This is a genomic window from Paenibacillus sp. FSL L8-0158, assembly GCF_038592965.1.
Taxonomy (GTDB): domain Bacteria; phylum Bacillota; class Bacilli; order Paenibacillales; family Paenibacillaceae; genus Paenibacillus; species Paenibacillus polymyxa_D.
In genome coordinates, this window is sequence record NZ_CP151949.1 from 4870854 (window position 1) to 4884571 (window position 13718).

The 13718-nt window shown below is 48.7% G+C and carries 10 protein-coding genes, 1 pseudogene and 1 riboswitch; of the genes and pseudogenes, 7 read left to right on the forward strand and 4 right to left on the reverse strand.

What is annotated here, in order from left to right; translation table 11 throughout:
• Window positions 1-251: 251 nt before the first annotated feature.
• Entirely contained in the window at window positions 252-1283 is a 1032-nt protein-coding gene (locus tag NSQ68_RS21660) for a cytochrome d ubiquinol oxidase subunit II (RefSeq protein ID WP_103050321.1), read from the reverse strand.
• Complete coding sequence (locus tag NSQ68_RS21665) at window positions 1280-2626, reverse strand: cytochrome ubiquinol oxidase subunit I (protein WP_342427144.1); 1347 nt, start codon at window positions 2624-2626, stop codon at window positions 1280-1282. The genes NSQ68_RS21660 and NSQ68_RS21665 overlap by 4 nt, the downstream gene beginning before the upstream one ends.
• 351 nt (window positions 2627-2977) lie before the next feature.
• Between NSQ68_RS21665 and NSQ68_RS21670 the strand changes: the two genes are divergently transcribed.
• The 4 genes and pseudogenes from NSQ68_RS21670 (at window position 2978) to NSQ68_RS21685 (ending at window position 8295) form a co-directional block, all read left to right on the forward strand.
• Window positions 2978-3532, forward strand: a complete 555-nt coding sequence (locus tag NSQ68_RS21670) for a MarR family transcriptional regulator (protein ID WP_342427145.1) — start codon at window positions 2978-2980, stop codon at window positions 3530-3532.
• A gap of 91 nt (window positions 3533-3623) precedes the next feature.
• A pseudogene (locus NSQ68_RS21675) lies at window positions 3624-4854 on the forward strand (MFS transporter).
• A gap of 382 nt (window positions 4855-5236) precedes the next feature.
• Entirely contained in the window at window positions 5237-6370 is a 1134-nt protein-coding gene (locus NSQ68_RS21680; protein WP_342427146.1) for a virulence factor, read from the forward strand.
• Window positions 6371-6491: 121 nt separating this feature from the next.
• A riboswitch (Lysine riboswitch) is annotated at window positions 6492-6694 on the forward strand.
• Window positions 6695-6828: 134 nt separating this feature from the next.
• Complete coding sequence (locus NSQ68_RS21685) at window positions 6829-8295, forward strand: amino acid permease (RefSeq protein WP_307353632.1); 1467 nt, start codon at window positions 6829-6831, stop codon at window positions 8293-8295.
• Window positions 8296-8418: 123 nt separating this feature from the next.
• On the opposite strand, the gene NSQ68_RS21690 is transcribed toward NSQ68_RS21685, so the two are convergent.
• Window positions 8419-9795 carry an MFS transporter gene (locus NSQ68_RS21690; protein ID WP_342427147.1) on the reverse strand — a complete coding sequence of 459 codons (1377 nt, stop codon included), beginning with the start codon at window positions 9793-9795 and terminating at the stop codon, window positions 8419-8421.
• A 47-nt stretch (window positions 9796-9842) separates the two neighbouring features.
• The gene (locus NSQ68_RS21695) at window positions 9843-10970 is read right to left on the reverse strand and encodes a transglutaminase domain-containing protein (RefSeq protein ID WP_307353630.1); all 1128 of its coding nucleotides are present in this window, start codon (window positions 10968-10970) and stop codon (window positions 9843-9845) included.
• A 284-nt stretch (window positions 10971-11254) separates the two neighbouring features.
• Here NSQ68_RS21695 and NSQ68_RS21700 point away from each other — a divergent pair, with 284 nt between their 5' ends.
• The 3 genes from NSQ68_RS21700 to NSQ68_RS21710 are packed head-to-tail and all read left to right on the forward strand — an operon-like array spanning window position 11255 to window position 13714.
• On the forward strand, window positions 11255-11500 hold the full coding sequence (locus NSQ68_RS21700) for a FeoA family protein (protein ID WP_342427148.1): 246 nt from the start codon (window positions 11255-11257) through the stop codon (window positions 11498-11500).
• Window positions 11491-13500 (forward strand): ferrous iron transport protein B, encoded by a 2010-nt coding sequence (gene feoB, locus NSQ68_RS21705; protein WP_342427149.1) that lies wholly within the window; start codon window positions 11491-11493, stop codon window positions 13498-13500. The genes NSQ68_RS21700 and feoB overlap by 10 nt, the downstream gene beginning before the upstream one ends.
• 37 nt (window positions 13501-13537) lie before the next feature.
• On the forward strand, window positions 13538-13714 hold the full coding sequence (locus tag NSQ68_RS21710; RefSeq protein ID WP_080658679.1) for a FeoB-associated Cys-rich membrane protein: 177 nt from the start codon (window positions 13538-13540) through the stop codon (window positions 13712-13714).
• Window positions 13715-13718: the final 4 nt, after the last annotated feature.

Sequence of the window (13718 nt, forward strand, 5' to 3'; positions counted from 1 at the left end):
GTGAACATGAAATGATGCAACATCCTGATATATGTAAAGTATAATTCAATCACGTCTGTAAAGGAAATTCTGCGATAATACAGCAAAAACAGACCTCCCGCATCAATCAGGAAGGCCTGTTCCACCTGTAGTTGTCAGTCCTGTGGATTTTTAAAGCGTGCCGAATAAATAAACAAAAACACAATCGCCACGACAATAATGATAGGTGACTCGTACATAATCGTAAAATGCTCGAAAGCAGCCACTCTAACTCACCCTTTCTTCCCTTCATGTCCGCGCACATATTTTGCATCGAATAGAAACAATCTTAATATCAGGATCAGCGAAGGGATCAGCACCAGCAGACCCGCAACAAACGCCGTAATCAACGCATACGCCATCGTAGAATTTGTAAAGCTATCGTAGACATTAATGTAGGGATACAGAACATACGGGAGATGCGAGCGGCCGTAGCCATACCAGGCAAATGCAAATTGCAGCATCACCAATATAAATGAAACCCCCAGATGCCGCCGCTGCCATACCAGATAAACTGCTCCCGCAAAGCATATGAAGGATGCAACAAACATCCAGGCTATGTTCAGCATATTGGTAAAATGATCTGGATTTTGTTTGTTAATCTGAAAAAATGCGAGCAGACTCGCAACAATCGTTGGACCGCTCCAAAGCAGCGCATATCCCCGTACGATTTCAAAAGCGACCTTGTCTCCCGCCCTTTTGGCATAATAGGCCAAAAACATCGCCGAGATATACAGTACGCTCACCAGCGCCAGAATAATAACCGCCCACGTGTAGGGGTTGCTTAATAGTTGACCCCATTGCAGATGTACACCTGTACTGTTTTCTACAATAATGCCGCCTTCCGAAATGGCGAGAACCGTGGATAGCGCCGCCGGAATCAGCAACCCTGTCGCACCGTATAACGCCATGTAGACGATATTATTTTTACCAGAATGCCCATACGTATTGTATGCATAATACACTCCCCGGATGGCGAGAAGCACAATCGCAATACTGCCGGGAACGAGTAACGCCGTGCCATAGTAATATGCCGCATCCGGGAAGAACCCGTTTAATCCCACCACAAAAAAGATGAGAAATACGTTTGTTACCTCCCACACCGGGGATAGATACCGTTGAATAATATTGTGGATTTTGTTCTGGTGGCCTGTTAACACACTGTAAAAGCTGAAAAAACCTGCACCAAAATCAATGGATGCCACAAGCAAATATCCGAACAGGAACGTCCACAAAATGGCGATACCTACAATTTCATAGCTCACTTGCCTTCAGCCCCTTCCAGGCCCAGCTGCCTTATCTCTTCCACCGCATCCTTATTGCGGAATAGCTTGCTGAGTACCTTAATGGCCGAGAAACACAACACCAGATACAAAATAACAAACAACACCAGCATCCACCCGACACTCGTAGAAGTGGTTGCTGCTTCGGACACTTTCATATATCCGCGTAAAATCCACGGCTGTCTACCGACCTCCGCAAACATCCATCCGAGTTCAATAGCTACCATCGCCATCGGCCCCACCAGAATGAGCGCCAACAGTAGCCATCTGGGGTACGGTTTGCGGCCTGGCAAACGCTTACGGATCAGATACAGCAGTGGGATGACGAGAATCAGCACTCCTGTGGTGATTTTGAGGTCAAACATATAATGAATAGACAGCGGCGGACGCTCCTCCACCGGATAGTCATTTAATCCCTTAACCTCCGTACTGGGCAAATTACCAGCCAACACACTAAGTGCATAAGGCACTTTCAAGGCATATTTGATTTCACCGTTCTTATCCATGTATCCGCCATATACGAAGGGGGCGTGCGTCATCGTATCAAAATGCCATTCGGCGGCAGCCAGCTTCTCCGGCTGATATTTGGCCAGAAATTTACCGGATGCGTCTCCAATCATCACTGTACTGATGGCAAACACAATGGTACAGGTGGCAGTCAGCTTCAGCGCCTTTTTGAAATAAGGGTGATTACGCCCCCGCAGCATACTGTAAGCAGCCAGTCCCATCAGCACCCCAGCGCTCAATGTATACGAAGAAGCCAGTACATGAGAAACTTTGGTCGGGGTGGCCGGATTTAGCATGGCCTGAATGGGATGAATATCAGTCATGACTCCATTTCTGAGTGTAAAGCCTTGAGGTTGGTTCATGAACGAGTTCACAGTCGTAATAAAAACCGCTGATGCAGATGAGGCAATCGCTACCGGGATGAGCAGCATCAGGTGAAAATATTTACTTTTAAACCGATCCCAGGTATACAAATAGATGCCCAGGAATATAGCTTCGATGAAAAAAGCAAACGTCTCCAAAAACAGGGGCAGCGCAATCGCTTGTCCAGCCACCCGCATAAAGGTGGGCCAAAGCAAACTGAGCTGCAAACCAATGGCGGTGCCTGTAACGACACCCACGGCAACGGTAATAACAAAACCTCGCGCCCACCGTCGGGCCAGCAGGGTATAATGCGGATCACCGGTTCGCAGTCCTCGCCATTCTGCTAGTGCAATCATTAAGGGGACGCCAACGCCGATAGATGCAAATACGATATGAACAAACAGGGTAATTCCGGTCAGCATCCGGCTTAGCAATACAGGGTCCAGTGAAGACAAATGGGTTTCACTCCTTCATTTCACATTTTAAACTTCGCGGATCACTCTGGATTACCAACTAAGGAGTCAAGCGAGCTATGCTTTTAATTACGGCATATAGCATAATGGCCGCAATTACTATACATACAATAATGAGCGTTCTTTCCTGCTTGCGGAACATAGGAACGCCTCCTTCACTTATCTATTGGCGCATTTTGGTAACCTACTCACAGTTTGGTTCATTCTTCCGAGTTTTAACCCTGCTTCTGTATTGAATGTAGCCGTATTTCTTTCTAGATATTGTCTTATGCATGACAATACGTTATATTGAGATATAGTTAGATAACCTAATTATATGAAAAGAGTGAACTTATGCCGCCAAAACAAAGTAAGCGGGACTCCATCCAGCAGTCTCTTCCTCGTCTGGGACCAGAACCTTATCTGGAGTTAATGGATCAAACTGCCCTTGCAGAAACGGATCGGCAACTTGCCCGTATTGGTCTCTTCTTGCTATGGACAGGTGATAATGTGCTCGACGCGGTAGATTTGGATCTAGTCGCTTACGGACTGACAGAGAGTAAGCTAGATTTATTGTTGCTATTGACATTGCACCAATCCCAGGCTCAGATGAGCCCCTCTATGATTGCCGACCGCCTAGGCATCCGACGTGCATCTGTAACATCCCTCCTGGATTGGACAGAGCAACGAGGATGGATTATCAGAAAACATAATTCTACAGATCGGCGCAAAATTCATGTACGCATTACAGAAGCGGGTTCTCACCTTGTACAGCAAGTAATCCCTGTATTTTGGTCTTCCTGTGCTTCCCTAGCGAGTATTTTGGAGCCCGAGGAGCAGATTATTTTCTCGCGAATTATAGAAAAAATCCATCATCATATGGAAGATAAACTGGGGGTGGGCAGATAAATTTTTTTAAACATATAATTAGGTTATCTAATATATTTAATTGTTTATATTTAATGAGTTACTTATTTGAAGATTAAGGAGTGTTCCATTGATGAGTAAATTACGAACTAATGATAGCGTTATACAGAAGGAAAATGTTGCTCTCCCTTATGCATGGATGACTGTAATCCTATGCTGGTCAGCGGTTGTCGTCATGTCCAGCCTGTATGTGACGATCCCTTTGGTCCCTCTCTTTGCTAAAGTATTTGGAAAAACGCTTGCTGAAGCAGCTCTGCCGGGAAGTATCTTTTCCTTAGGATTTGCGGCGGGATGTCTTATTTATGGAGGATTGTCTGATCGCTTTGGACGCAAGCAGGTTATCGTTGCCGGACTGCTCGCATTGACGATCCTTTCGTTATCCCTCAGCTTAACCAATCAGTATTCTGTATTAGTTGTGTTGCGCTTGCTTCAGGGTTTGGCGGCAGCCACCTTTTCCCCCGTTGCTCTCGCATACGCCGTAGATATGTTTCCAACCGAAAAACGGGTAACGGCTATCGGCTTTATCAGCACTGGTTTTCTAGTGGCAGGTATTGCTGGACAGGTATTTAGTATTATCATCAGCGAACAAATAGGATGGAATATGGTATTTCGAATGCTAGGTGTTTTGTACGCAATCACCTTCCTGATCGTTTTTTTTCCTGCCTAAAGCTCCCTCCCCTCAACGAGGGGTTCGCATTTGGGCAGCCTTCGGTCAGTTGGGGACTGTTCTGCGCTCGTATCCTTTATGGTTAAGCTACACGGTTGCTTTTGTTCTCCTGATGTCCTTTGTGAGCATGTATACGGTTTTGGGTAGCTATCTTGGCGGCCCTGAATTTGGCCTGAATAGCCGACAGATGCTTTATGTCAGATCCGCTGGTATCATCGGCATGCTCCTTTCACCATTCGCCGGTAAGCTAGCCCAGAAATACGGTGTGCACCTTATATTACGTACAGCTCTTATTCTTTCCATTCTGAGTTTGGCGCTGATGGGAATGACACACTCTCTTATGACTATCGTGGTGTTGAGTGTATGCTTTGTCAGCGGCATTGCCCTGAGTGTTCCTTCACTCATAGCAATCGTCGGCCTGCTCGGCGGTGCAGCGAGGGCTATAGCTGTCTCACTATATACCTTCATCCTGTTTGCTGGTACAAGTCTAGCTCCTGTGCTTTCCATTCGCTTGATGGATAATGGCGGTAATCAGACGACTACATTTATGCTGCTGGCAGCTGTTCTGTCTCTAGGCTTTATCGCCTCCCTGCTCATTCGCAGCCACCAGAACGATCCGCTGAAGCGGAATGCATAAACAGCATCAAACTATAAACCGAACTTAAAAGCTACCTATAGTGCCACTGCGCAGTCGGATGGTGCTTCCCATCGCCCCCGGATTTCTAGAATAAAGCCTATGATTAGGGTAGAAATCCGGGGACAAAAGCGACCGCTACGCTTGTACAGCACCATTCGGCCTACTCCGTTTTCATGTTAATTTTTCGAGTTCGGCTTATATAGCACCTGTATTTATTAAAAAAACTCCATATTCATCAGCCATGTTTACATGAATTAGTGTGAGATATGTCATTGTGTTTTCCTCGGAAACACGAACTTCTCTTTGGAGACATTCGCAGAATGAGTTACAATACAGATAAGCTATATATGGAGAACTTTTGAACAGGAGGCTGTACTGAGTTATGAAAATAACATCTATTGAGCCAACTCCCAGTCCGAACACCATGATGCTGCATCTGGATGAGCGACTGGAAGCGGGTATCCGCAGAACATATACACGGGACAATGAGCGTTCCGCTCCCCCATTTATCCGGCGCATGCTGGGCTTAGAAGGGGTCAAAAGCGTGTTTCACACGACAGATTTTGTAGCCCTTGACCGCAAAGGGAATGCAGATTGGTCCACCATTCTGGGTCAAGTCCGGGATCAGCTAGGCGAGGAAGGCGCTGACGCCAATTGGGATTTGCCTGAGGAAACCTCTGGGGAAGCATTTGGCGAAGCACAGGTTTTTGTGCAATTTTTTCGCGGCCTTCCTATGCAAATTCGAGTCAAGGCGGGGCAGCAGGAGGAACGAATTTCCTTGTCCGATCGCTTTGTGCAAGCCGTTACCCGTGTAGCCAGTGCAACACTGATTAAGGAACGCAAGCTGAGTGATTACGGCGTCCGCTATGGTGAACTGCCGGACATTGCGCGCGAGGTCGAGCAGGAACTGGAGGCAGCCTTTCCGCAAGAGCGACTGGAGCAGATTATCCAACAGGCGATTGCCCACGGCGCAAACAACAGCGAATTCGTGGAGGAACGCCGCGAGTGGAGCGATGCCGAGCTGGAGCAGGCCCTGCAACACGAGGATTGGCGTACACGATACGCTGCGCTGGATCGGCTGGAACCGACGCCCGAGCATTTGCCGCTGATCCGGCAAGCGCTGCATGACGACAAAATGCAGCTGCGGCGGCTGGGCGTCGTCTATCTGGGCGATATTCGCTCACCGGAGGCGATGGATCTGCTTGCCGAGGCGCTGCGCGATCCTTCAGCGGCAGTACGCCGCACCGCAGGCGACACGTTGTCGGACATCGGCGACCCGGTCGCTACCAGTGCAATGATCGGAGCCCTGTCGGATAGCAGCAAGTTGGTGCGCTGGCGGGCGGCACGTTTTTTATACGAGGTGGGAACCGAGGATGCGCGTGATGCACTGGAGAAGGCGGTCGATGATCCCGAATTCGAGGTCAGTCTGCAGGCTAAAATGGCGCTGGAACGCATCGAATCAGGCGAACAAGCCGCAGGCACAGTTTGGCAGCAGATGGCCAAGCGGAACTCTTAATTTAAGATTCTACGAGTGATTTTCAAAAAATTGTCGATTGTCAGAAGATGTACAGGTACGATATACTGTAGTTCGCTATACAATAAAATATCATGTCATACACCTCATCAACCCTGTTTTATGATGAGGTAGAGGTCGCGGATGTAATCGGTACACCGGAGGAGACGATAAGAGCCGTCTGAGATTCCAGTGGAAAGGTACACCCGCCGAAGTATGCGGAGCTGACTCTTTGTAAATACTCCGAATGCTGGGGCTGCTAACCGAAAGGAGCAGAACTGTCACACGCTGTCCTAACACAGACACGTGTGTTGAGCTATCTTGTTATAGAAGAAGGTATGGTGCGGAATGCATAGACAAAACCGCAGGCGTATTCCCTGCGGTTTTTTGATTTATATACTCCCCCTCCTTCTGGCTCTTGCCCTGACATGAAATACAATTTCATGAAGGAGTGTTTGAACGTGCAACACAAAGCAACATCTGACGGAACCTTGCGTAAAAGTCTCAAAGCCCGCCATATGACGATGATCGCCCTCGGCGGCTCTATCGGAACAGGCCTGTTCCTCGCCAGTGGAGGCGCAGTTGCCGAAGCTGGACCCGGTGGTGCCCTGCTGGCTTATGCAGCAGTTGGCCTCATGGTCTACTTCCTTATGACCAGCCTCGGTGAGTTGGCTACATTTATGCCTGAATCCGGCTCTTTTAACACCTATGCAGGTCGCTTCGTCGATCCGGCTTTTGGTTTTGCCATGGGCTGGAACTTCTGGTACAACTGGGCGGTGACGATTGCTGCCGAATTGGCAGCAGCGACCGTGCTGATCAAATACTGGTTCCCGGAAAGTCACTCTGCCTGGTGGAGTCTGTTATTCCTGGCCATAATCTTCTTGCTGAACGCGTTGACCGTCAAAGGCTACGGTGAGTCTGAATACTGGTTCGCCATGATTAAAATTGTGACCGTGGTCATCTTTTTGACTGTAGGTGTGCTGATGATCTTCGGCATTATGGGTGGTCCTGCGGTCGGCTTTGCCAACTTCACGGTAGGAGACGCCCCGTTCCATGGTGGATTCTTTGCTGTACTGGGCGTATTCATGGCAGCGGGCTTTTCCTTTCAGGGAACGGAGCTGATTGGAGTAGCCGCTGGAGAGAGCGAAAATCCGCGTGAAAATGTGCCGCGCGCCATCCGTCAAATCTTTTGGCGCATCCTGTTCTTTTATATTCTCGCAATTCTCGTGATTGGATTGATCATTCCGTACACCAATCCGAATCTGCTGCGGGGAGATATCAGTGATATCGGGGTCAGCCCGTTCACGCTCGTATTTGAAAAAGCAGGGCTTGCGATTGCTGCCTCTGTTATGAACGCCGTTATTTTGACTTCCGTATTGTCGGCAGGAAACTCGGGTATGTACGCGGCCACTCGGGTACTGTACGCTTTGGCACGAGAAGGTAAAGCCCCGCGTTTCCTCGGACGTATCAATAGACGTGGCATTCCTATGAACGCGCTGCTGATCACGACCGCTGTCGGTATGCTAGCCTTTCTCGCCTCCCTGTATGGAGACGGTGTAGTCTATAACTGGCTGCTGAATGCTTCTGGAATGTGCGGATTTATTACGTGGGTCGGGATTGCAGTCAGCCATTATCGTTTCCGCCGTGCCTTTAATGCACAGGGTCACAGTCTGAGTGAGCTTCCATACAAAGCCCGTTGGTTCCCATTTGGCCCGTTGTTCGCCTTCGCTCTGTGTATCATTGTCATTATCGGGCAAGGGGCGGATGCCTTCACCGGACAGGAGATTGACTGGAAAACGATGATCGCTACGTACATGAGTGTGCCGCTATTCCTTCTGCTGTGGCTCGGCTACAAATGGACCAAACGTACTAAAATTGTTCCATTAAAAGAATGTGATTTGAGCCCGGATGCTTCTTCGGATAAATAATAGAAAACAGTAAAAAAAGCCCGTCTCCACATATCAGGGAGATCACGCTGGTAAACCTGGTCCAAGACCGTTTATCCGCATGTTACCCTGTATATGCCAGAGACGGGCTTTTTCTTTTTCTGTTTATTTGGAAGAAGCAGCTACTTCAGCTGATAAAGACATAGATAAGGCACGACGACTAAAAATACCGTATATAACAGCAATCAGCGTCAACCCTGCAGAAAACAAATACAAATTAACGATGCCCAGATGATCTGCAATCCAGCCCATTAACAGGAGCGAAATACAAAAGGTCAAACTTGTCAGTGTGGCCTGGGCAGACAGCACCTTGGGCAAATCATGTACGGACACACTCATTTGCATCATCGTGCGGCGGGATACGACGGACATTTCCGCAGGTAGTCCCATCAACAACACGATAAGCAGCGTCAGCGGCGGTAATGTGTTCAGTGCATACCATGCTGTCAGCAGCCCGTAGCCTGCCATCCCTGCCAACATGGCGGGCAGCAGCCTGCGCTGCAAATGCTTGACGCAGGCGAGGACAACGATGCCGCCGCCAATTGCTCCTGCAAAATACGCTGCATTGATGTATCCCCACCATGCCTCGCTCTTATGCAAGACCTGCTGAGCGAAAGCAAGCGTGAACGCGCCTACCCAAACCGAACCCCCTAGAAGGTCAATCATATCCATAAAAATAAGAGCTTTCAGTCTGCGACTGGCTCCGATGAGGCTCCAACCTTCACGGAGTATTTCCTTTTTACGTTTGGGAGGTAGTGCGGGGCTCTCTGATTCCGGGCCATAGAGTGGATCTTCCAACTGTGCAGGAGGCAAGTCATGATGCCCTTGCCCGAGCTCAGTACCAGCTTCGGAAACCGAAACATCTCCACCTCGCACCCTTGTTCCAGGTTGCAGCAAATAATGGGCTTTGCCCTCTAGTGGATCTCGAATCAGGCTGGTGAAGATCATTGCTACCATATAGAGTCCGCCAGCAACCAGTAGTGTTTTTTCCGAGCCTAGCATGGCTACGAGCACACCACTAAGCCCCCACCCCGCTAATTGCACCGTCTGATCGCTGACCGATACCAGACTGTTTGCCCGCATGAGTCCTTCCCCGGACGCAAGGCGGGGAATCAGCGCATTACGTGCAGGCGTGGTCCAGCCGTCCAGAAAGGACATGGCTGCCACCAACGTAAACACAATCACCCATATCGGCTCCGTACCCGCTGACCACAAGTGGCCCAGCAGAATAGCGAAGAAAACCAGTTGTCCGAACTGAGAAACGAATAAAATAAAAGGAAGCTGGAATCGGGCCAAAATGAGCGGTGCTAAAAAGCCGCTGATCATCTGTGCTCCCATTCGCAGCAACGGAACGAGCACCGAAGAGAAGATGGAGTCCGTTTCATGAAAAACCAGAGACACAAGTGCCATAATGTAAAGAATGTCGGCCGCATTAGACATGGTCTGCGTGCCAAGCAAATAGGTAAAGGAACGCTTGTGCATATAAATAAAATACTCCTTTGTTAATGTAGCTTTTTACAGCAAGATGATCAGGTCCATTTCAGGGTTACACGAAGATTGCCGGTACTTCCTAGATCCGTAATCTGATAGGAAATGGATTTCAAACCGAGTTGATATAAGGATTGTAAATCCTCCTTGAGACTTCGCTCCGTTCCCTGATAGGCAAAGGTAAGTGTCGTCCCTCCCTTATTTACAATCTTACGTACCTGTTCCTTAATGTCGGCAGATGATTTAACCAGACCCTTGCCGTCTTGCAGCGGATATTCGAGGGTATTGTACAGTTTTTGATACACAGCAGCCTTTGATCCTCCGGCAGTTACCAGTGCTGATAAGGTTTCCCGATACGATGTATTCGCCTGAGGATACGGTTTCACCCATGAGTGATCCCGCCGCATTTCGGTATCCGTCAGCAGATAATATGAAGTGCTTACTTCGTTCGCGCGATCCGGGGTTGGATCATCCCATGTCGTATCCATGTGATACCATCGACCATCTAATAAAACAAGATTCCATGCATGCAGCTGTCCCCCTGCTCTACCTTCCACAATCCGATTCGTAATGCCTGCACGTTCCAGCATTTTATAGGCCAGCAGTGAATAACCCTGACAGACCGTACTTCCCGTTTTTAGGCCATCATAGGCTGTGTACTTTTGCTGTGCTTCATCATACTTCAGGCGAACGACGATCCAATCATGGATGGCCTTCACCTTCTCATGATCCGTCATTCCCTTCGTAATAATATCCCCCAGCACCGCTTTAACTGTGCTATCCACATAAGCTGTCTGTTCCTTCGTCTCCCGGTAGCTTAAACGAATCGTAACCTGAGCGGAGGTCGTTGTGCCTGTATAGCTGAATGCGTAGCTTTTGATCGTATAATTCACATACGGATCGCTCTCCATGGCCTGTTGGATGGCCGTCTGTAATTGCTGCTTGAGACCGTTCACTCGCCCTTGATATGTAAAGGTCAGCGTTTCACTCCGCGTAGCCATTGCCTGTAAAAGCTTGTTCTGAAGCTGCTGCGATGATACGGATGGAGCCGGCTTGATCGACGCCGCATACACATTGCTGCCCCACTCCACAGCCTGCGGCAGCAACACAGCCAGCGCCGCACCCGCAACCAGACATTTTACAAGCCTAACCCCGATTTTTCTGTTCATACAGAGCGTTCCTGCCCTTCTTAGCATAGTTATAAACAGCTCTATCTTACCATAAAAACAGTTGCCCCAAACGCTCTAGTTTTGTCGGTTGCAGACGAGTAATGGGACAGTTAAAAAGACAGGTTGCGACACACATACTCGGCTATATAACAGATGGGAGCAAGGGGCCAACATGTCGTTCGCAGCGAATTTTATCACAGCAATCTAAGTATCCTCATGATATGGTACTGGCATCGGAAGTAAATGATATTGATTCTCATTCTAGATCAGAAAGGCTGAACACCATGCCAGAATGTATTTCACTCCTTCGTACGCCACTAGGTCAGACTGTGCGTTTGCAATCCCTTGACCCTCTTCATCCCTCATTGCGCCGCCGCTTAACAGACATGGGCATCCACGAAGGTTCCATCATACGGTTAAAGAAAATCAGTTTATTGGGCGGTCCTATCGTCATTGAATGCAACGGCCAGCTGGTCGGCCTCCGCCAAAATCAGGTGAAACAACTGGAGGTTGTTCCGACATGGACATGATCGCTCTATTTGGCAATCCCAATACAGGAAAAACCTCATTATTCAACAAGCTGACTCGTACGTATGCAGAAGTAGGAAACTGGTCCGGCGTCACCGTGGAAAAGAAAACAGGGCTCCTGCGTGACAAGTCTGCCGTATTGGTGGATTTGCCAGGTGCCTACTCTTTACTTCCTCTTTCGCTGGATGAAGGTGTCGCAACCCGATATTTGCTGGAAGAGCCGCCTGCGGCCCTGATCAATATCGTGGATGCCTCCCAGCTCCAGCGTAATCTGTATCTGACCGTACAGCTACTGGAATATGGCCGTCCCCTTGTACTTGGCTTAAACATGACTGATGTAGCTGATGCCACGGGTCTTCGCGTAGACAAGGAATTGTTGGCTGATCAATTGAACGTTCCCATCATTCCTATGGTGGCGCGCACAGGTAGTGGAAGTAAGCAAATGCTCGCATCTCTTCGAGAAGTAAGACATGCATCCAATACTTTTCAACTGGATTACGGCCCAGCCGTCGAAGCGGCTATTCATGATATTTGCAACTTACTGCCGAATGCATCTGCACCGCAACTCCGGTGGGCCGCACTGCAATGTCTGGAAAACAATCCTGTCGTCATGGAATGGATGACGAATGAGGTGCAGCGTGAACAAGTAACTGCGCGTATTCGCCGTTGTGAAGAAGACCTGCTCAGCGAAGGCTATGCCATCACGCCTGCTCAGCATATTCGTTCTGTACGAACAGCATGGATTGCTGATCTGTGTACCAAGGCACTCGACACATCCAAGCTCAAGCCGCACAGTCTGACAGATAAGCTGGATGCACTGCTAACCCATCGGTATCTGGGGATTCCGATCTTTTTGCTGCTGATGTACGCTACCTTCAAGTTCACCTTCGATTGGGCGGGTACGATCCTTTCAGATATGCTGGATGGATTTTTTTCAGGGACACTCAGCAGTTGGATTTCTGAATTGCTCGTTCACTTGAACGCATCTGCCTTTACGCAAAGTCTAGTTGTGGACGGCATCGTAGCTGGGGTCGGGGGCGTGCTCGTTTTCCTACCTCAAATTGCTATTTTATTTCTGATTATCTCGGTGATCGAGGACTCTGGGTATATGGCACGGGTCACGATATTAATGGATCGTCTGATGCAAGCCGTGGGCTTGAACGGGAAAAGCTTCATTCCCTTCATCATCGGATTTGGCTGCAATGTCCCTGCGATTATGGCGGCACGTACCATTGAACAGCCCAGAGAACGTCTCATTACAACATTGCTGGTGCCCTTTATGTCGTGTTCAGCCCGCCTGCCGGTATATGCACTGTTTGCGGGTGTGTTTTTCCCAACACATGCGGCAAGCATCATCATGCTGATGTATGTGTTAGGAATCGTCGTTTCACTTATACTTGCCAAAATTTTTTCCAAAGTATCCATTTTGTCGGGTGAGCCCTCCCTCTTCATCGTGGAACTTCCTCCCTATCGAGTGCCGCAGGCTCTTACACTATTCCGTAGCACATGGGAGAAGGTCAAAGGCTTCGTCCGTAAAGCCGGAACCATTATTCTTGCAGGTTCCGTTGGCATCTGGCTCTTGTCCAATTTCGGTCCGCAAGGTTTCGGGGTAGAAATGGATGACAGCCTGCTTGCCACCGTTGGAGGTTGGTTCGCTCCATTACTGGCCCCACTCGGTTTTGGCACCTGGCAAGCAGGCGCTTCCCTGCTCACAGGCTTTATGGCCAAGGAAGTTGTCGTATCAACGATGAATATTATTTACCACGTACCTGATATGCAGGGACTTGAACTACAAGTCAGACAGGCCTTTACACCGCTTGCCTCTTTTAGCTTTATGGTGTTCATTCTGTTGTATGTTCCGTGTCTGGCTACGGTAGCGGTCATTCGTAAAGAAACTCTTTCGTGGCGTTGGACCGCATTTTCTGTGATCTATCCTTTGACCGTTGCATATATCATTGCCGTCTTGATCTATCAGTGTGGCAGATTATTAGGTTGGGGCTAAGTCAGGCCCTACAGTAAATAATAAGGAAGTGAATTCCATGATCAATATCATCATTTTATTGGCGATCCTCGGTTATAGTGCGTGGGTGCTGGTACGGTTTTTGCGAAAAAGCCGTCAAGGGGCCTGTGCCGGGTGTTCGTCGAGCAAGTCATGTCCGGGTTGTGCGGCGAGCTCTATGCATGAAGATTATGCGAAAATCAAGAAAAGTATTTAATTCC